Consider the following 20,150-nt stretch of genomic DNA (forward strand, 5'->3'; position numbering starts at 1 on the left):
CCGCAAGGGCAGACGAACATGGAAGATTTTTTTTCAGCCATCAGGAGATAGACCATGACGATTCGCGTCGCAATCAACGGCTACGGCCGGATCGGCCGCAACACGCTGCGCGCCTTCTATGAAAACGGCAAGAAGCACGATATCGAAATCGTCGCCATCAACGATCTTGGCGACGCCAAGACCAACGCTCACCTGACGCAATACGACACCGCGCACGGCAAGTTCCCGGGCGAAGTATCGGTGGACGGCGACTACCTGGTCGTCAACGGCGACAAGATCCGCGTGCTGGCTAACCGCAATCCGGCAGAACTGCCGTGGGGCGAGCTGAACGTCGACGTCGTGATGGAATGCACGGGCTTTTTCACGACCAAGGAAAAAGCCAGCGCGCACATCAAGGGCGGCGCAAAGAAGGTCATCATCTCGGCGCCGGGCGGTAAAGACGTCGACGCAACGATCGTCTACGGCGTGAACCACAACGTGCTGAAGGCATCGGACACGGTGATCTCGAACGCATCGTGCACGACCAACTGCCTGGCACCGCTCGTCAAGCCGCTGAACGACAAGATCGGCCTGGTGAACGGTCTGATGACCACGATCCACGCGTACACGAACGACCAGGTTCTGACGGACGTGTATCACGAAGACCTGCGCCGCGCGCGCTCGGCCACGCACAGCCAGATCCCGACCAAGACCGGTGCTGCGTCGGCAGTGGGTCTCGTGCTGCCGGAACTGAACGGCAAGCTGGACGGTTACGCGATTCGCGTCCCGACGATCAACGTGTCGGTCGTCGATCTGTCGTTCATCGCCGCACGCGACACGACGGTTGAGGAAGTCAACGCGATCATGAAGGAAGCGTCGGAAGGCTCGCTGAAGGGCATCCTCGGCTACAACGAGGCACCGCTGGTCTCGATCGACTTCAACCACAACCCGGCTTCGTCGACGTTCGACGCAACGCTGACCAAGGTGTCGGGCCGTCTGGTGAAGGTGTCGAGCTGGTACGACAACGAGTGGGGCTTCTCGAACCGCATGCTGGACACGGCTGTGGCGCTGGCCAACGCGAAGTAAGCTTGTTCCGGCTCCGTGTGCCTCTGCTGCCGGCCTTGGGCCGGTTGGCTCGGTAACGATAAAAAAGCCGCTCTTCGGAGCGGCTTTTTTACGCCTGTGGAGTCGGGAAATAAACGCCGGCGCGCTGCGCGGCGTTCGAGATGTGCGTTTCGATCGCCTTGCCGGCCGCCGCTGAATCCCGCGCCTTGAGCGCATCAAGAATCTCCCGATGCTCGGTGTACGTGGACAGCACCAGTTCACGCCGATAAAACGGCATCCGCTGACTTTCCTTCATGATCTCCGCGGCACTGCTCAGAATCGATTCGATCGCCGCGTTGCCGGCAATGCTCACGATGCGCATGTGGAAGTCGTAGTCGAGGCGGGCGGCTTCGTCGAGTTCGTCGCAGGCGAGCGCCGTCTGCATGGCCGCGATGTTGTCTTCGAACCAGGCCAGGTCCGAATCGCTGACGGCCAGCGCCGCCATGCGCGCGATAAAGCCTTCCAGCGCGAAACGCATCTGGTAGGTATCCGGCAGCGACGACTGCTCCGCGAAGCGCCACGGTTGCGCGGCCGCAGCCTGCGAGCTTTCCACATACACGCCCTTACCGGGGCGGATCATCAGCAGACCGAGCGCCTCTAGCGTCGAGAGTGCCTCGCGCAGTGAGGCGCGGCTGATCGCCAGCTCCTCGGAGAGCTGACGCTGCGCCGGCAGCAAACTGCCCACCGGATAGACGCCCGCTTCGATCCGTTCGCGGATGGTCGCGATGGCGGCATCGGTGACGGTATGCGGAACGTTTTTCATCGTGGCTCACTTGGGTGCGCGGTCTGACCAGCATTCTAATACGCGTTCTGAACGCTCGTACGGATAGCTGTTTGAGACATGCAATCAGGCCGAAAAATGCGCAAAAGACAGCGGGTAAACGCTATTTAATGAATCCTTGACGCCAGTATATCGGCTTCCTACTATTCGCCATAACAGTACTGGTCGGACCAGTCTGAACAGATGTGAATCCTAATCAGGAGGAAGCCGTGTTGAAGTTCTTCAATTCGCTGTTTGGCCGGGTCGTCATAGCGCTGGTGGCGGGCATTGTGATCGGCGCCGTATTCCCGCATTTCGCCCAAACGCTGCGCCCGCTTGGCGACGGCTTTCTCAAGCTGATCAAGATGGTGATCGGCCCGATCGTCTTCTGCGTGGTGGTGAGCGGCATGGCGCATGCCGGCGATCTGCGCAAAGTCGGCCGCGTTGGCCTGAAAGCGGTGATCTACTTCGAGGTCATGACGACGATTGCGCTCGTGATCGGCGCGGTGCTGGCCTATGCAACGCGGCCTGGCGTCGGCATGAACATCAATCTGCATTCGCTCGACCCCGCGTCGCTCTCGACTTACACCGAGAACGCGAAAAGCCTGAAGGACACGGCCGGCTTCCTGCTGAAGATCATTCCCGACACGGCGATCAATGCATTCGCCACCGGCGATATCCTGCAAATCCTCGTGTTTTCGGTGCTGTTCGGCTCGGCGCTGTCGCTGCTGGGCAATAAGGCGCAGCGCGTCAGCAGCCTGATAGACGAGCTTTCGCAGGTGTTCTTCCGCGTGATGGGTTTCATCATCAAGCTCGCGCCGCTCGGCGTGCTCGGCGCGATTGCGTTCACGACCGGCACCTACGGCGTCGAGTCGCTCAAGCAACTCGGCATGCTGGTGCTGGTGTTCTACGCGAGCTGTATCGTGTTCGTTGTGGTCGTGCTGGGCGTGGTGATGCGTCTGGCGGGTTTCAGCATCTTCAAGCTGATCCGCTATCTGCGCGAGGAGCTTTCGATCGTGCTGGGTACAGCCTCTTCAGATGCCGTGCTGCCGCAGATCATGCGCAAGCTCGAATGGATGGGCGTCAAGGATTCGACCGTCGGGCTAGTCATTCCGACCGGTTACTCCTTCAATCTGGACGGCTTCTCCATCTATCTGACGCTGGCGGTGATTTTCATCGCGCAGGCCACCAATACGCCGCTGTCCATCCATGACCTGATCGTCGTGGTGCTGGTATCGCTGGTGACGTCGAAAGGCGCGCACGGCATTCCGGGTTCGGCAATCGTGATTCTGGCCGCGACGCTGTCCGCGATTCCGGCGATCCCCGTGCTCGGCCTCGTGCTGATTCTGCCGGTCGACTGGTTCGTCGGTATTGCCCGCGCGCTGACCAACCTGATCGGCAACTGCGTCGCGACGGTGGTGGTCGCCGTGTGGGAAAACGATATCGACCGGGCGCGCGCGCATCGCGTGCTGAACCGTGACGCTGCGCTGCGCTATGTGCCTGCGGGCGAAGACTCAGGCGCCGAACCGACCGCCGGCGAACACGTGCCGGCCGTCTGACCGAACGGGATTACGCCACCCTTTGGCTAGATCCATCGCGACTCATCAGCGCGCCAACGCAGCGCGCGTTCTACCCCGGCGGATGCGCTGACTCCGCCGGCTCTTCCTTACTTTTCGTTGCCTGACTGAGACTATGGCTAATCCGATCCTCGACCCCAACGCTCCCGCTTTCACCCGTCGCTACATGAACCTCGCCGACCCGCGCCTGGGTGCGCAGGCGCTCCAGGCGAGCGACGAGTTCTTCGCCCCGAAAGAACGCATGCTCGAGCCGCAGCCCGCAGTGTTCATCCCCGGCAAGTACGACGACCACGGCAAATGGATGGACGGCTGGGAAACGCGCCGTAAGCGAACCACCGGCCACGACTACTGCGTCATCCGGCTCGCGCGGCCCGGCGTCGTGCACGGCGTCGATCTGGACACGAGTCACTTCACCGGCAACTTCCCACCGGCCGCGTCGATCGATGCTTGCTTCGTGGACGGCGACGTTCCGCCGGATAACGCCGACTGGCAAACGCTCGTGGCGGCCACCACGCTGCAGGGCAACCATCACCACTACGTCGAAGTGAACGACGCCCGCGCGTTCACCCATCTGCGCGTGAATCTCTATCCGGACGGCGGTCTCGCGCGTTTGCGCGTGTACGGCCAGCCGAAGCGCGACTGGGAGCGCGTCGAGCGCGGCACGCTGCTGGATCTCGCGGCGATCGAAAACGGCGCGTACCTTGTCGCCGCGAACAACCAGCATTTCGGGCCGGCCTCGCAGATGCTGATGCCGGGCCGTGGCGTCAACATGGGCGACGGTTGGGAAACGCGACGCCGTCGCGAGCCGGGCAACGACTGGGCGATCGTCGCGCTCGCACGGCCGGGCGTGATTCGCAAGATCGAAGTGGATACGGCGCACTTCAAGGGCAATTACCCCGATCGTTGTTCGCTGCAGGCGGCCTCGGTGACGGGCGGCACCGACGATTCGCTCGTCACGCAGGCGATGTTCTGGCCGGTGCTGCTCGGTGAACAGAAGCTGCAGATGGACCACGTGCACACGTTCGCGGATGACATCGCCTCGCTCGGCCCGGTGACGCATATTCGTTTCAATATCTTTCCGGACGGCGGCGTATCGCGTCTGCGCTTGTGGGGCGAGATTGCATAACGGAGTGCGTCGATGAAAACCTTGCATGTTGAACGTCTGACGCGCGCGGCCTTCGCGCCGTTCGGCGATGTCATCGAACTGGACGGCGCGCGCCATTTTCCGATCAATGGCGGCACGACTGAGCGCTATCACGACCTCGCGAACGTCGACGTGACGGAGCACGGCGGCCGGCCGCTGATCAACCTGTTTCGGGCGCAACCGCGCGCGCTGCCGATCGAAATCACGATGATGGAGCGGCATCCGCTGGGCAGTCAGGCTTTCATTCCCTTAACGGCGCGCCGCTATCTGGTGGTCGTCGCGCCGGCAGGAGAGCTTGATCCGGCGCTGATGCGGGCATTCTGGAGCGACGGTTGGCAGGGCGTGAATTACGCAAAAGGCGTCTGGCACCATCCGCTGCTTGCGCTCGATCAGGTGAGCGATTTTGTGGTGGTGGATCGTGGCGGCGAGCAGCCCAACTGTGACGAACTGTCGTTGGCCGAACCATGGCGGCTGCTGTTCGAAGCGAGCGTCGAGATGGCGGAATAGGCTGGATTCGGGGAGCGCCAGGTGGCCTGGCGAGGGCGGATTCGGTGATCGCTGGGTTACTGGCACAGGCCGGAATCGCAACGCGCCGGCAATGCTGCACAGGCTAAGAGCTGCTAGCTCCCCCCGCGCAGCCACAGCGCGCTGCACACGTAAAAAAACCCGGTCGATTTCCATCGACCGGGTTTTTTCGTTGCCCGCCGAACCGCGCACCCCCGACGCGGCCGGCATCGCACTCATTCAACCTCAATGCTTGCGATGCGGGCAATTCTCCTTGGTACACGCGCCGTACAGCGCCAGCGCGTGTTCCTGCAGCTTGAAGCCGCGTTCCTTGGCGATGGATTGCTGCCGGCTTTCGATCTCGGAGTCGAAAAACTCTTCGACGAGGCCGCAGTCGAGGCAAACGAGGTGGTCGTGATGCGACCCTTCGTTCAGCTCGAACACCGCTTTGCCGGATTCGAAATTGCTGCGCGACAGCAGGCCAGCCTGCTCGAACTGCGTCAGCACCCGATACACGGTTGCGAGACCGATATCGAGCTCTTCGTGCAGCAGGTTGCGGTAGACGTCTTCTGCAGTCAGATGACGCACTGGGCTATGCTGGAAAATCTCAAGGATTTTGAGGCGCGGAAGGGTCGCCTTGAGCCCGATATTCTTGAGATCGGTTGGATTGGTCATGACAAGGGATCCCTAGAGTACAATGCTGGGCTCTCATAGTAATGTGTTTTTGCCGTTCTGGTCATCTTCGATGGAATGAAACTCGCGCGGCTCGTCAGCGGGCCCGCACGGTGAGTGAAATGATTTCAAAATCTCAATTGATCTACCGGGGGAGCCGCATGCGGGGTACCTTGATCGCTGTTGCGACTGTCGCGGTTCTTGCCGGATGTTCCACCTACGACAGCTTGACGCAGCGCGTTGCCCAAAGCATTACTCCGTACCGTATTACGGTGGTGCAAGGCAATTTCGTCTCGAAAGAAGCGGCTGCCCAGATGCAGGTCGGCATGTCGCGCGCCCAGGTGAAGCAGTTGCTCGGTACGCCCTTGCTGACCGACATGTTCCACGCGGACCGCTGGGACTACGTGTTCTATTTCAAGCGCGGCTCGACTAACGTTGTGCAGCAGCGCGATTTCGTGATCCTGTTCGCGGGCGACCGCGTCGCCAGCTGGTCGGGTGGCGACGATCTGCCGTCCAACCTTGAGTTGCTGGCTGAAATCGACGGCGACAAGCTCGGCAAGAAGAAAGCCGCCGTGCCGAGCGTGGCCAGCGCTGCAACTGGCGCCAGCGCGCCGGTGGCTGACGCGCCGGCTGCCTTGGACACTACGCGCTCGCCGTCTGTCGATGCTGGCGCGGCAGTGGTCGTGCCGTCCACGGATGCCAACGCCGAAGCCGCGCAAGCCGCCAATCGCCTGACCAATGCGGTGCAGTCGCCGTCGGGCAAAACGCAGTCGTCGGTGCGCTCTACTGCGCCGACCGCCAATGGTGGCGGTATTCCGTCGCAAGGCCCAACGGCCGCCGGCCAGCCGCAGTTCCAGTTCCACCGGCCGCCGCCGCCGCAGGTTCCGGGTACCCAGGACAATCCGGTGGGACCGACGGGTCCGCAAAGCAATAACGGCGGCCCGACGTTGAACGCGCCGCTTACAGCTTCTCCCGCTTCTTCTGCATCGTCGGGAACGGGCGGTTAAGCACGCTGTCCTTCTCTTGGGACGGTTAAGACGGGCGCTGCGTCGGAATGTACCGTGCGCAGCGCCCGTCAGCCGTTCTGCTGGTCCTGTATGTGCGGCGCCCGGGTGTGCTGTACGCTGCCGCGTTTAGCGGGTTTTGCCGCGTTTTACCCCTTTCGAAGCCTCGTAGCCATGAAAATTGCCATTGCTGGCGCATCGGGCCGTATGGGCCGGATGCTCATCGAAACCGTCCTCAATGATTCAGACGCCACGCTGTCCGGCGCGCTCGACCGTGCGGGCTCCCTGCAACTCGGCCAGGACGCCGGCGCGTTTCTCGGCAAACAGACGGGCGTGCTGCTGACGGACGACGTCGAGCGTGTGTTCGCCGAATCCGACTACCTGATCGACTTCACGCGCCCCGAGGGCACGCTGATGCATCTGGAAGCCGCGCAGCGCCACAACGTCAAAATGGTGATTGGCACGACCGGTTTCGACAACGAACAGAAAGCGCAACTGCGCGCCGCGGCGGACAAAATCGCCATCATGTTCTCGTCGAACATGAGCGTGGGCGTCAACGTCACGCTGAAGCTGCTCGAATACGCCGCGAAGCATTTCGCGACCGGCTACGACATCGAAATCATCGAGGCACACCACCGCCACAAGGTCGACGCGCCGTCCGGCACCGCGCTGACCATGGGCGAAGTGATCGCCAACGCGCTCGGCCGCAATCTCGACGACTGCGCGGTCTACAGCCGCGAAGGCGTGACTGGCGAACGCGACCCGTCCACGATCGGTTTTTCGGCGATTCGCGGCGGTGATATTGTCGGCGACCATACGGTGCTGTTTGCCGGCATCGGCGAGCGCATCGAAATCACGCACAAATCGGCGAGCCGTTTGTCGTATGCGCAAGGCGCGCTTCGTGCTGTACGTTTCCTCGAAGGCCACAAGAACGGCTTCTTCGACATGCAGGACGTGCTCGGCCTGCGTTGAGCATCCACGGGGCCTGTGCAGGGCCCCGTACGCCCCTGTAATCACTTTCCGATAGCGAGGTCAGATGGCAGGCAGCAGCGGCATCATCCACTACCTGGAAACCAGCGACGCGATCACGCATGGCGTCGCGTATGTGTTGCTGGCTATGTCGATTGCGAGCTGGTGCTTTCTGATCGTCAAAAGCTGGATTCTCACGCGCGCCAAACGTCAGGCCGCGCCGGCGATTGCGCAGTTCTGGCAGGCGTCGACGTTATCGGACGGCGTCGCCGCAATGAAGCGCGTGGACCGCGAGCGCGTCTTCACGCCGCTCGCCGAGGCCGCGTTGCACGCCGCCGAAGTGGACATTCCTGGCGTACTGCTTGCCCGCGTCGAACGTGGCGAGCGGGTGCTGAGAGCGCTGCGGCAGGCGCTCAACGCGTCGCAGCGGCGGCTCGAGTTCGGCCAGGTGCTGCTGGCCTCGGTAGGCAGCACGGCGCCGTTCGTCGGCCTGCTCGGCACGGTTTGGGGCATCTATCACGCGCTCGGCAGCATCGCGGCGAGTGGTCAGGCGCAGATCGAAAATGTCGCGGGTCCGGTCGGCGAGGCGCTGATCATGACGGCTTTCGGCCTCGTGGTCGCGATCCCGGCAGTGCTCGCCTATAACGTGCTCGGGCGGATGGTGCGGCAGTTGTCGGAGGAACTCGACGGCTTCGCGCACGATCTTCACGCCTATGTGTGTGCGCCCGCGGATCAGCCCCGGCCCCAGCCGCAGCCTCAGCAAGCCCACGCCGGGACGCACTAGGCGCACCGCCGAGACTGGAAGACAGAAGGAGGCGACATGGCATTCGGCGGACTCGAGAAAAAGCAGGCGGCCGCGCCGATGGCCGAGATCAACATGACGCCGCTAATCGACGTGATGCTCGTGCTGCTGGTGATTTTTATCATTACCGCGCCTTTATTCACACACGCGATCCGGCTCGATTTGCCTAAAGTCGCGGCCGCGCCCGCGCGGCAAACGCCGCAAACCATTTCTCTTTCAATCGATGCCGCCGGCAAGCTGTACTGGAACGGCACCGTCATTACTTTGCAGCAGATGCGCGCGCAATTCACGGCAGCGGGCAAAGCGGCGCAGGCCGATCAGCCGGAAATTCATCTGAGCGCCGAGCGCTCGACGCGCTACGAGGTGATCGCGCAGGTGATGGGCGCGGCGCAGCAGGCCGGGCTCGAGCGGATCGGTTTCGTGACGGACCCGCCGCCGCCGGGCGCGGCGCAGTAGCGGCGCTAGCGGCACCGCGCCCGCTCAGGCGCACCCGGCCGAACCCGCGCGCCACGCCACGCGGCGCACCCGTCCGCGAACGGTATAATCAGCCCTTTCCCCCGCAGAAGGGGAAACGACGCCATTTCATCCAGCAGAGCACCAGGCCCGGTGCGAAAGCACCGAACCCAGCGATTCCATCACACCATGCACGAAAAATACGTTCCCTCCGACGTCGAAGCCGCCGCGCAAGGGCAATGGCGCGCCATCGACGCGTACAAGACGTCTGAAACCACTGATAAGCCCAAGTTCTACTGCGTCTCGATGCTGCCGTACCCGTCGGGCAAGCTGCACATGGGCCACGTGCGCAACTACACGATCAACGACGTGATGTACCGCTATCTGCGGATGAACGGCTACAACGTGCTGATGCCGATGGGTTGGGACGCGTTCGGCATGCCGGCGGAAAACGCGGCAATGGCCAACAACGTGCCGCCCGCGAAGTGGACCTACGACAACATCGCTTACATGAAGAAGCAGATGCAGTCGATGGGCCTCGCGATCGATTGGTCGCGCGAAGTCGCCACCTGCAGCCCGGATTACTACAAGTGGAACCAGTGGCTGTTCCTGAAGATGCTCGAAAAGGGCATCGCGTACAAGAAAACCGGCACCGTCAACTGGGACCCGGTCGATCAGACCGTGCTCGCCAACGAGCAGGTGATTGACGGCCGCGGCTGGCGTTCGGGCGCGCTGATCGAAAAGCGCGAAATCCCGATGTACTACATGCGCATCACGCAGTACGCGGATGAACTGCTGGACGACCTCGAAGGCCTCGGCTGGCCCGAGCGCGTCAAGATCATGCAGCAGAACTGGATCGGCAAGAGCTTCGGCGTGAACTTCGGTTTCCCGTATGAAATCGACGGCGAACAGAAGCTGTTGCGCGTGTTCACCACGCGCGCCGACACGATCATGGGCGTGACTTTCTGCGCGGTCGCCGCCGAGCATCCGCTCGCCACGCGTCTCGCCAAAGACAAGCCAGAACTGCAGGCCTTCATCGAAGAATGCAAGCGCGGCGGCGTGGCTGAAGCCGACGTCGCGACGATGGAAAAGAAGGGTATGGCCACCGGCTTCACTGTCACGCATCCGCTGACGCAGGAACAGGTCGAAGTGTGGATCGGCAATTACGTGCTGATGAGCTACGGCGAAGGCGCGGTGATGGGCGTGCCCGCGCACGACGAGCGCGATTTCGCGTTCGTGAAGAAATACGGTTTGCCGATCAAGCAGGTGGTTGCCATTGAAGGCAAGGAATACTCGACCGAAGCCTGGCAGGAATGGTACGGCGAGAAGACCGGCACGCTGATCAACAGCGGCAAGTACGACGGTCTCAACTACACGGATGCGGTCGATCAGATCGCCGCCGATCTGAAAGAACTCGGCCTCGGCGACAAGCAGATCACGTGGCGTCTGCGTGATTGGGGCGTGTCGCGCCAGCGTTACTGGGGCACGCCGATTCCGATCATCCACTGCCCGACTTGCGGCGACGTGCCGGTGCCGGAAAAAGACTTGCCGGTGGTGCTGCCGGAAGACCTCGTGCCGGACGGCACGGGCAATCCGCTCGCGAAGTCTGAGGCGTTTGTGAACTGCACCTGCCCGACCTGCGGCGGCGCGGCCAAGCGCGAGACCGACACGATGGACACCTTCGTCGATTCGTCCTGGTACTTCTACCGCTATGCGGCGCCGGACGCGAAGACCATGGTCGACAAGCGCACCGATTACTGGGCGCCGATGGACCAGTACATCGGCGGCATCGAGCACGCGATTCTGCACCTTTTGTACTCGCGCTTCTGGGCGAAGGTGATGCGCGACATGGGCTTGATCGAGTTCGGCGAGCCTGCCCGGAACCTGCTGACGCAGGGCATGGTGCTCAACGAAACTTACTACCGCGAAAACGAAGCAGGTAAGAAGACCTGGTACAACCCGGCCGACGTCACTGTCTCGTTCGACGACAAAGGCCGCCCGGTCGGCGCCGTGTTGAACTCGGACGGCCAGCCGGTGGTGCTCGGCGGCGTCGAGAAAATGTCGAAGTCGAAGAACAACGGCGTCGATCCGCAACTGCTGATCGATCAGCACGGCGCGGACACCGCGCGTCTGTTCGTGATGTTCGCCGCGCCGCCCGAGCAGCAGCTCGAATGGTCCGGTTCGGGCGTGGAAGGCGCGAGCCGCTTCCTGCGCCGCGTGTGGAGCTTCGGTCACGCGAATGAAGCTGCGCTGCGCGCGGGTGGCAAGTTCGACGCGGCGCAACTCGGCGAAGTCGACAAGGTGCTGCGCCGCGAGATCTACAGCGTGCTGAAGCAGGCCGACTTCGACTACCAGCGTTTGCAGTACAACACGGTGGTGTCGGCGGCAATGAAAATGCTCAACGCGCTCGACAGCGCGAAGGGCGCGCAACCGGCGGTGCTGCGCGAGACGTACAGCGTGATGCTGCGCGTGCTGTACCCGGTCGTGCCGCATCAGACGTTCCAGTTGTGGCAGGAACTCGGTTACGCCGACGAATTCGGTTCGCTGCTCGACGCGGCATGGCCGAAGGTCGACGAACAGGCGCTCGAACAGGCCGAAATCGAACTCGTGCTGCAGGTGAACGGCAAGGTGCGTGGCGCGCTCACGGTGGCGAAAGATGCGACACGTGAAGCAATTGAACAGCTTGCCGCTGCGCATGAGGCGGTCGAGAAGTTCAGCGAAGGCAAGGCACCGAAGAAGATCGTCGTGGTGCCGGGCCGTCTCGTGAACGTGGTCGTTTGACAGCCCACCGAAACTTGACAGCTGGCAAGACGCCGCCGCTCACGGCGGCGCTTGTCCGCGCCGCGGAATTTACTGCGAACCAGGAGCCAATGTGACTCGCAGATCGTTATTGACGTTGATGTGCAGCGTACTGATGTTGTCCGCTTGCGGCTTCCAGTTGCGCGGCCAGCAGGACTACGCATTCAAACGACTCTTTATCTCCGGCGGTTCGGCTGCAGCCGGCGCGCGGCTCACGCGTATCGTGCAGGGCGGCAGCGACACGGTGGTGGTTACTTCGGTCGCGAATGCCGACGCAACGCTGCAGATCACCGAAGGACGCGGCATCAATACGCTGACACTGAACACGCTTGGTGTCGTCGAAGAGTATGCGATGAATCTCTCGATGAACTACACGCTGATCGGCAAGGACGGCACGGTCCTGATTCCGCCGAGCGTGATCGCGCTGAACCGCGCAATGACCTATAGCGACCAGTTCTCGCAGGCCAAGGCTGCGGAAGCCGACCTTCTGTTCGCGGACATGGAAAACGACGCGATCGACCAGTTGTCGCGCCGTCTTTCGATGGTGCGCTCGCTGCATCCGGCGCCGGGCGAGCAGGTGCCGGGCGTTGCGCCGCGCGCGCCGTTGCCGCCGCCGCCGCTGTGAGCGGTGTGCTGTGTCGTTATTTAGTTTGCTGCAGGTGTACATGCATTTGCTCGTGCACCCGCTCATGCATTCGTTCAACCTCGCCGATCGGTAGCCATGCAACTGCGACTTGACGCGCTCGAAACGCATCTCGCGAAGGGACTCGCCGGACTGTACGTCGTGTACGGCGACGAGCACCTGCTCGCGCAGGAAGCGTGCGACCGGATTCGGGCGACGGCGCGTGCAGCCGGTTTTACCGATCGCTCGGTGTTCACCGTCGAGCGTGGTTTCGACTGGAGTTCGCTGCTGGGTGCGAGCCAGTCGATGTCGCTGTTCGGCGACCGTCAACTGGTCGAGCTGCGCATTCCGTCGGGCAAGCCCGGCAAGGAAGGCGCGGATGCGCTGAAGGCGCTCGCTGCCGCCGTGAATGACGACGTGTTGACGATGGTCACGCTGCCGCGATTGGACGCCGCCACGCAAAAGTCCGCGTGGTTTACCGCGCTGTCTGAGGCTGGCGTCGCGTTGAAAATCGATCCGGTCGAGCGCGCGCAGTTGCCGAATTGGGTTGGTCAGCGGCTCGCGGCTCAGGGCCAGCGGGTTGTTGCCGGTGAAGAAGGTCGCCGTGCGCTGGCGTTCATCGCGGAGCGCGTGGAAGGCAACCTGCTGGCAGCGCATCAGGAAATCCAGAAGCTCGGGCTGCTGTATCCGGCCGGTTCGTTGAGCTTCGAACAGATTCAGGACGCCGTGCTGAACGTCGCCCGTTATGACGTTTTCAAGCTGAACGAGGCGATGCTGGCGGGCGATGTCGGCCGCCTGGCTCGCATGCTCGACGGCTTGCGCGGTGAAGGCGAGGCTGCCGTGCTGGTGCTGTGGGCGGTGGTCGAAGAAGTGCGCACGCTGTTGCGGATCAAACGCGGCGTCGCGGCGGGCAAACCGCTTGCCATGCTGGTGCGCGAGAACCGCGTATGGGGTCCGCGCGAACGGCTGATCGGCCCGGCGCTGTCGCGTGTCACCGAGGGTGCGCTTGAAAAGGCGCTCGCGTTGGCGGCGCGGCTGGATCGGCAGGTGAAGGGATTGTCCGGCGGCACGCCGGGCAATCATCGCAACGATCCGCCGCCCGATCCGTGGGACGGCTTGTTCGAGCTGGCGATGACGGTGGCGTCGCCGGCAAAAGCCGCGCCCGTGCCGCCGCCACGACCTCGCCCTGCAGCAGGTGCGCCGGTTCGAAGGCTAGGCTGAGGGCATGGTTTGAGCTGTCGGCTTCGCGCGGCGCAATGCGCGGGACGCCAGGGGGTGAGCCTCACCACCTGTGTCTCCGGCAGGTCTTCACGCCAGCGACGCTTACTGTGCTCTCCAACCGCACTGCGTCCATGCCGCGAATCCATTGGCGGTGGGCTCGCCGCTCCCGCGGCCGTATTCTCGAGCAACGCCGCGGTGCGGAGCTTGAAGTCCTAGGGACCTTCGGACGCTGGGCCAAGCAAAGCTTCGCCACCCGACTTACAATCGTTTGATCTTTCGCTAATTCTGCTTGTCCGTAGCACCTCGACGTGCGCGGCACCACGAGAATCACCATGGATATCGACCAGTACATGACCGACCTCGGCCGCCGCGCCCGTCACGCTTCGCGTGCAATGGCGCGTGCGTCGACGGCGGCGAAAAACGCCGCGCTTGCGGCCGTCGCACAGGCTATCGAGCGCGATGCCGTGCTGCTGAAAGAAGCCAACGCGCGCGACCTCGCGCGGGCTCGCGACAAAGGCCACGACGCCGCGTTCATCGATCGTCTGACGCTGTCGGACAAGGCGCTGAAGACGATGGTGGAAGGGTTGCGGCAAGTCGCCGCGCTGGCCGATCCGATCGGCGAGATCAGCAATCTGAAGTACCGGCCGAGCGGCATTCAGGTCGGCCAGATGCGTGTGCCGCTGGGCGTGATCGGCATCATCTACGAATCGCGTCCGAACGTGACGATCGACGCGGCCGCGCTGTGCCTGAAGTCCGGCAACGCGACGATTCTGCGCGGCGGCTCGGAGGCGCTCGAATGCAATACGGCATTGTCGAAGCTGATCGGTGAAGGGCTGGAAGCGGCGGGATTGCCGCAAGACGCCGTGCAAGTGGTGGCGACGTCGGACCGTGCGGCCGTTGGCAAGCTGATCACGATGACCGAATTCGTCGACGTGATCGTGCCGCGCGGCGGCAAAAGCCTGATCGAGCGCCTGATGAATGAAGCGCGCGTGCCGATGATCAAGCACCTCGACGGCATCTGCCATGTCTACGTGGACGATCGTGCGGATCTGGCCAAGGCGCTGACTGTCTGCGATAACGCGAAGACGCACCGTTACGGCACCTGCAACACCATGGAGACGCTGCTCGTCGCGCGTGGGATCGCGGCTGAAGTGCTGCCACCTTTGGGTAAGCTGTATCGCGACAAGGAAGTCGAGTTGCGAGTGGACGCAGCGGCGCGTGCGGTGCTGTCGGATGCGGGCGTGGGACCGCTCGTCGATGCCACCGAAGAAGACTGGCGCACCGAATATCTCGCGCCGGTGCTGGCGATCAAAGTGGTCGACGGCCTCGATGCGGCGATCGATCACATCAACACTTACAGTTCGCAGCATACGGATGCGATCGTCACCGAAGATCACGATCGCGCCATGCGTTTCCTGCGTGAGGTGGATTCGGCGAGCGTGATGGTCAACGCCTCGACGCGTTTCGCGGACGGCTTCGAATTCGGTCTGGGTGCGGAGATCGGCATCTCGAACGACAAGCTGCACGCGCGCGGCCCCGTGGGTCTCGAAGGGCTGACGTCGTTGAAGTACGTCGTGCTGGGGCACGGCGAAGGCCGGCAATAGGTCGCCGTCTGCCGCGCGCCTGATTGCGAACGCCACCGATAAGCGCGATTGGTCACGTCTTCACTACAAACGCGCCGCCAAGAGCGCTGATTTCCACGATACAAGTCGCAAGGACCGCTGATGCTTTGGGTAAAAACGTTTCACATCGTTCTGATTGCTTCCTGGTTCGCCGGCCTGTTCTATCTGCCGCGTATCTTTGTCAATCTGGCGATGGAGACGGAACCGGCCGCAACGGCACGTCTCCTGACGATGGCACGCAAGCTGTTCCGCTTCATGACGTTCATTGCGGTACCGGCGCTGGCGTGCGGCCTCTGGCTGTGGCTGGTGATCGGTATTGGGCGTGGGCAGGGCTGGATTCACGCGAAGGTGGGCGTGGTAGTGCTGCTGATCATCTACCACGCTTATTGCGGCGTACTGCTGCGGACCTTCGAGCGCGGCGAGAATCGTCGCTCGGACAAGTGGTATCGCATGTTCAATGAACTGCCTGTGCTGGGGATGCTCGCGGCAGTGGCGTTGGTAGTGATCAAGCCGTTTTAGGACGCGAGCGGGTGTTGGGTTCTCCTGGACGCGGTTTCAATTTGTAGAAAGGCGGTTTGCCGGATTTGGCAAACCGCTTTTTTTTATTGTTGGCGCTGGCGTTGCTTTTGCGGCGCAAGGGGTGCACACGCAGGCAACGCCACGATTGCGTTTAACGGCAATATTTCGACACAAGCCTGCACGATCAACAACGACGGCATGAATTCGAATAACTTCGCGGTGATTCTGCCACGGTATCGGCAAGCACGCTGTCAGAAAGCCGCGATCGTCGGCTGACTGCCACCTGAGCGCGCCGTCATTTCGATTGTCGGCAGATCAAGTACTTTGTGCGGACACCAGATCATGCAGTCGTCGACTCAACTCAATGGGTAAGCAATATTTCCGGTCCAGATAAATAGGATTGCTATGTTTAAAGGACCGGAAATTACGTAACCACCGAGTGCTGTTCGAATCGCTGGTCGAGGCGTACGAGTGGAAAATCAAATGCACCCGCAGCCTGTATCGGGTGACTGCTTTCGATACGTGGGATCGCTCATCGGTGGATGACGGCCTGCCGCATCACGAAAGATAAAGCCTCTTTTTCCATCGATTGCGCCTAAGTAAGACATTGCCGTGACTGCAGAAAACTCCGGCAATCGTACTAGCCAAGAGATAGGAAATTAAGAATTGTCTCAAGGAAATAGCAGATTCAACCGCCCATAATCTAAGAATACCTCGTTGGTTCGCACTTTCAGAAAAGCGGCCGGATGAATTTGGACCGGATGCAGTCTTGAACTCACAGCGCGTCGTCGAAGACTCTCAAAAATGTCTTTAGCAACAAGAACGCGGTGTTCGAGCCGATAGCTCGACAGTGCTGCGGTGAGTCCGAACCGGTCTATTTGAATTTCGTATCAGGGATTAAAGATGAATAAGACGTATCGTTCAGTTTGGAATGATGCCAGTCAGACGTGGGCTGCCGCTCAGGAAAATGCGACGGCTCGTGGCAAGAAATCATCGAGCAGAGCGTTGCTGAGCCTGGCTGTCGTTGCCGTTGCGAGTGCAATGAGCGGTGGTGCGCACGCGGCGACTACATCTGGAGTGTTGTCGCTTTGTGGGAATACCAACGGGACAAACCCGGTCAACTACAACATCGGCGCAACGTCGGGAAAATTCGCCGGTGGTGACAATGCTTGTATTGGCTCAACGGGCTACTCGTTCGCGCTCGTCAGCAATCAGAATCCGGATGGCAGCGGAAATGGAGTGACTCCAGGCACCAGCATTTTTGGCTACTTGAACAACACGCTCTCTTTGCATGGTTCCGCGGGCATCATCATGCAGGACACGGTCGACATGAGTGCCCAGAAGATCACCGATATGGCTGCGGGCGCGGTATCGGCGTCGAGTATGGACGCGGTGAATGGCATGCAGTTGTATGGTGTGGCGAGTTCAACTGCTGCCGCACTGGGCGCTGGCTCCTCGGTTACTGCCACTGGCACGGTGACCGCGCCGAGCTTCACGCTTGTGAACGCAAATTCGATCAACGGAACGTCGGGCGCAGCAACAAACGTCGGCGCAGCGTTCTCAACAGTGGACGCTGCGCTGGGTAAGCTCAACACCGCGGTGACCAACAACAGCCGTTATTTCAAGGCCGGAGGTCTGAATGACGGCAACGACGATGCGAAATTGGACGGCGGCCTGGGCATCGCCGTAGGCGCGAACGCGGTGGCGAAAAGTAATGGTGGCGCCGGCAACGCCTCAGTTGCCATCGGTTCAAATTCGTATGCCGTTTCCAATTACTCGGTCAGTGACGAGACGGGTCTTTCCGTGCTGGACTCCATTGCGATCGGCTCCGGCACTGTGGCGAGCGGTGCTGGCGCGACGGCGCTTGGCCCGCATGCCAACGCAAACTTCACCAACATTGCGATCGGTGCCTATGCCAATGCTTCCGGTGCCGGTAGAAATTCAATCGCAATCGGCGGGGCCAGCGTGGTGTCGAGCTGGAACGCGGTCTCGCTGGGCGCGCTCGCGAATGCCTCCGCGAACCAAGGCATGGCGTTGGGTTACAACGCCAACGCGTCGGCCAGCAACAGCGTGGCGCTAGGCGCAGGCTCCACAACCACGGCGGACCTGACGGCAGCGGGTTACAACCCAGCCAGCAGCACGCTGTCGGGCACCGCTTCAACGGCGAACGGCGAAGTGTCGGTGGGCTCGGCCAGCGCGGAGCGACGTATCACGAACGTGGCAGCCGGCTCGACAACGACGGACGCGGTGAACGTGAGCCAGTTGCAGTCAGAAGACGCGAAGGTCAATGCTGAAGGCGCAGCTACAGCAGCGGGGCTGGGCGGCGGTTCGACCTACAACATGACGACGGGCGCGATCACGAACCCTAAGTACGTCGTGGATGGCGGCAAGACATTCAACAACGTGGGTGATGTGGTCACGAACATCGACAGTCGTGTAGCGCAGAACACGACAGACATCGCAAAGAACACCACCGATATCGGCAACTTTGACAGCCGCGTGACGCAAAACACAACGGACCTCGCGAACCTGATCAACACCATCAACAACGGTGAAATCGGTCTGGTACAACAGGATGCGAGCTCGCGCACCATCACGGTGGCGAAGGACACGGACGGCAAGGTGGTGGATTTCACAGGCACGGTGGGCACGCGCACGTTGACGGGTGTGACGGCGGGCGAACTGAGTGCGACGAGCGCGGACGCCGTGAACGGCTCGCAACTGTATGCGACGAACCAGAACGTTTCGGATATCAAAGGCATGGTCAACAACCTTTCGAGCGATGTCGTGAACATCGATGGCCGTGTAACGAAGAACACAGCGGACATCGGCGACATCGACGGTCGCGTGACACAAAACACAACGGACCTCACGAACCTGACGAACACCATCAACAACGGCGAAATCGGACTGGTGCGGCAGGACACGGGTTCGAGCGCGATCACGGTGGCGAAGGACACGGACGGCACGGTGGTGGACTTTACGGGCACGGCAGGCGCGCGTCAGCTGACGGGCGTAGCAGCGGGTGCCGTGAGCGCGACGAGCACGGACGCGGTGAACGGTTCACAGTTGAACGCGTTGGCCAGCTCGACGGCCGAAGCGCTGGGTGGCGGTTCGACGGTGAACCTGGATGGTTCGATCACGGCGCCGGCGTATGTGGTGGACGGCACGATTGTGCACAACGTGGGTGACGCAATCGCGAACATCGACGGTCGAGTGACGGAGAATGCGACGAATATCAGCAACATCAACAATACGCTGAATAACCTCACGATCGGCGGCGGCATCATGTACTTCCACGCCAACTCGACGCTGGCGGATTCGCAGGCGACAGGGGCGGAGTCGGTCGCGATCGGCGGAAACGCGCGGTCACTGGCGGTGAGCTCGGTTGCAATCGGTTCGAACTCGGTGGCTGACCGTGCCAACACGATGTCGGTGGGGGCGGCCGGAGCGGAGCGCCAGATCACTAACGTGGCGGCCGGTACAGCAGACACGGACGCGGTAAACGTCGCGCAGTTGAGGGCTTCGGGGATGATCAATTCGGACGGCACGACCAACGCTGCGGTGACGTATGACCGCAGCGCGGACGGTGCGCCCAACTACAGCAGCGTCACGCTGGGCGACAGCGTTGCAGGCGGTACGACGATCCACAACGTGGCAGCAGGCACGGCCGGCGACGATGCGGTCAACGTCAACCAGATGAACGCGGCGATCTCCAGCATCACGAACATTGCCAGCGCGGCGGGCAACCCGATGTTCGCAGCAGACGGCAACCGTGACACGGAAGCAGCTGTTACGAGCGGCACACACTCCACGGCAATGGGTGCGAATGCCAGAGCGACCGCAGCCAACTCGGTGGCACTGGGTTCGAACTCGGTGGCGGATCGTGCGAATACGGTGTCGATGGGTTCGGCGGGTAGTGAACGCCAGATCGCCAACGTCGCGGCTGGTACGGCGACGACCGACGCGGTCAACGTCGGGCAGTTGAACGACTCGATCGGTGCGGCGGTCGGCAATCTGCCGGCCGGCAAGTCGGCAAAGGACTACACCGACCAGCGGGTCAACTCAGTGCAGGACAGTGTCAACCAGGTCGCGAAGAACTCTTATTCGGGTATCGCAGCTGCTACGGCCCTGACGATGATCCCGGACGTCGATCAAGGCAAGGCGATCGCGGTCGGTATTGGTGGCGGCACTTACAAGGGTGCGCAGGCTGTGGCGCTCGGCGTCTCCGCACGCATCAGCCAGAACCTGAAGATGAAGGCTGGAGCGGGCACGAGCTCGGGTGGCACGACGGCGGGCGTAGGTGCTTCGTATCAGTGGTAAGTGTTATGACGGATGGGGCGTGAGTCCTGTCCGCGTGTTCGTGGAGTAAGTAGTAACACATTGTTCGACCCTCAAA

The 20,150-nt window shown here is 61.9% G+C and carries 16 protein-coding genes; 14 read left to right on the plus strand and 2 right to left on the minus strand.

Annotation, left to right across the window (positions count from 1 at the left end):
• The first annotated feature begins 54 nt into the window (after window positions 1–54).
• Window positions 55–1,065, plus strand: a complete 1,011-nt coding sequence (gene gap / locus R8871_RS35050; protein WP_106285226.1) for a type I glyceraldehyde-3-phosphate dehydrogenase — start codon at window positions 55–57, stop codon at window positions 1,063–1,065.
• An 88-nt stretch (window positions 1,066–1,153) separates the two neighbouring features.
• Here gap and R8871_RS35055 read toward each other — a convergent pair whose 3' ends face one another.
• Entirely contained in the window at window positions 1,154–1,846 is a 693-nt protein-coding gene (locus R8871_RS35055; RefSeq protein ID WP_175054504.1) for a FadR/GntR family transcriptional regulator, read from the minus strand.
• A 227-nt stretch (window positions 1,847–2,073) separates the two neighbouring features.
• On the opposite strand from R8871_RS35055, the gene R8871_RS35060 reads away from it, so the two are divergent.
• The 3 genes from R8871_RS35060 (at window position 2,074) to R8871_RS35070 (ending at window position 5,071) form a co-directional block, all read left to right on the plus strand.
• On the plus strand, window positions 2,074–3,402 hold the full coding sequence (locus tag R8871_RS35060) for a C4-dicarboxylate transporter DctA (RefSeq protein ID WP_175054505.1): 1,329 nt from the start codon (window positions 2,074–2,076) through the stop codon (window positions 3,400–3,402).
• A gap of 133 nt (window positions 3,403–3,535) precedes the next feature.
• On the plus strand, window positions 3,536–4,546 hold the full coding sequence (alc, locus tag R8871_RS35065; protein ID WP_175054506.1) for an allantoicase: 1,011 nt from the start codon (window positions 3,536–3,538) through the stop codon (window positions 4,544–4,546).
• 12 nt (window positions 4,547–4,558) lie between these two features.
• The gene (locus tag R8871_RS35070; protein ID WP_175054507.1) at window positions 4,559–5,071 is read left to right on the plus strand and encodes an ureidoglycolate lyase; all 513 of its coding nucleotides are present in this window, start codon (window positions 4,559–4,561) and stop codon (window positions 5,069–5,071) included.
• Between the two features lie 243 nt (window positions 5,072–5,314).
• Here R8871_RS35070 and fur read toward each other — a convergent pair whose 3' ends face one another.
• Window positions 5,315–5,743 (minus strand): ferric iron uptake transcriptional regulator, encoded by a 429-nt coding sequence (fur, locus tag R8871_RS35075; protein ID WP_012434340.1) that lies wholly within the window; start codon window positions 5,741–5,743, stop codon window positions 5,315–5,317.
• Window positions 5,744–5,901: 158 nt separating this feature from the next.
• Between fur and R8871_RS35080 the strand changes: the two genes are divergently transcribed.
• The 10 genes from R8871_RS35080 (at window position 5,902) to R8871_RS35125 (ending at window position 20,074) form a co-directional block, all read left to right on the plus strand.
• The gene (locus R8871_RS35080) at window positions 5,902–6,747 is read left to right on the plus strand and encodes an outer membrane protein assembly factor BamE (protein ID WP_175054523.1); all 846 of its coding nucleotides are present in this window, start codon (window positions 5,902–5,904) and stop codon (window positions 6,745–6,747) included.
• Between the two features lie 171 nt (window positions 6,748–6,918).
• Window positions 6,919–7,716: a 4-hydroxy-tetrahydrodipicolinate reductase gene (gene dapB, locus R8871_RS35085; RefSeq protein ID WP_175054508.1), complete on the plus strand. Its 798-nt coding sequence runs from the start codon at window positions 6,919–6,921 to the stop codon at window positions 7,714–7,716.
• A gap of 64 nt (window positions 7,717–7,780) precedes the next feature.
• Window positions 7,781–8,497, plus strand: coding sequence for a MotA/TolQ/ExbB proton channel family protein (locus R8871_RS35090; protein ID WP_175054509.1), 717 nt, complete (start codon window positions 7,781–7,783; stop codon window positions 8,495–8,497).
• Between the two features lie 36 nt (window positions 8,498–8,533).
• On the plus strand, window positions 8,534–8,971 hold the full coding sequence (locus R8871_RS35095; protein ID WP_175054510.1) for an ExbD/TolR family protein: 438 nt from the start codon (window positions 8,534–8,536) through the stop codon (window positions 8,969–8,971).
• Between the two features lie 186 nt (window positions 8,972–9,157).
• Entirely contained in the window at window positions 9,158–11,749 is a 2,592-nt protein-coding gene (gene leuS / locus R8871_RS35100) for a leucine--tRNA ligase (RefSeq protein ID WP_175054511.1), read from the plus strand.
• 91 nt (window positions 11,750–11,840) lie between these two features.
• Window positions 11,841–12,392, plus strand: coding sequence for an LPS-assembly lipoprotein LptE (locus R8871_RS35105; protein WP_175054512.1), 552 nt, complete (start codon window positions 11,841–11,843; stop codon window positions 12,390–12,392).
• 96 nt (window positions 12,393–12,488) lie between these two features.
• The gene (gene holA, locus R8871_RS35110) at window positions 12,489–13,610 is read left to right on the plus strand and encodes a DNA polymerase III subunit delta (RefSeq protein ID WP_175054513.1); all 1,122 of its coding nucleotides are present in this window, start codon (window positions 12,489–12,491) and stop codon (window positions 13,608–13,610) included.
• 332 nt (window positions 13,611–13,942) lie between these two features.
• Complete coding sequence (locus R8871_RS35115) at window positions 13,943–15,214, plus strand: glutamate-5-semialdehyde dehydrogenase (RefSeq protein WP_175054514.1); 1,272 nt, start codon at window positions 13,943–13,945, stop codon at window positions 15,212–15,214.
• Between the two features lie 120 nt (window positions 15,215–15,334).
• On the plus strand, window positions 15,335–15,751 hold the full coding sequence (locus R8871_RS35120; RefSeq protein ID WP_168795207.1) for a CopD family protein: 417 nt from the start codon (window positions 15,335–15,337) through the stop codon (window positions 15,749–15,751).
• A gap of 903 nt (window positions 15,752–16,654) precedes the next feature.
• The gene (locus tag R8871_RS35125) at window positions 16,655–20,074 is read left to right on the plus strand and encodes a YadA-like family protein (protein ID WP_175054515.1); all 3,420 of its coding nucleotides are present in this window, start codon (window positions 16,655–16,657) and stop codon (window positions 20,072–20,074) included.
• The last annotated feature ends 76 nt before the right edge of the window (window positions 20,075–20,150 follow it).

It is taken from the genome of Paraburkholderia sediminicola, assembly GCF_902859805.1.
In the GTDB taxonomy this organism is placed as follows: Bacteria; Pseudomonadota; Gammaproteobacteria; order Burkholderiales; family Burkholderiaceae; genus Paraburkholderia; species Paraburkholderia sediminicola.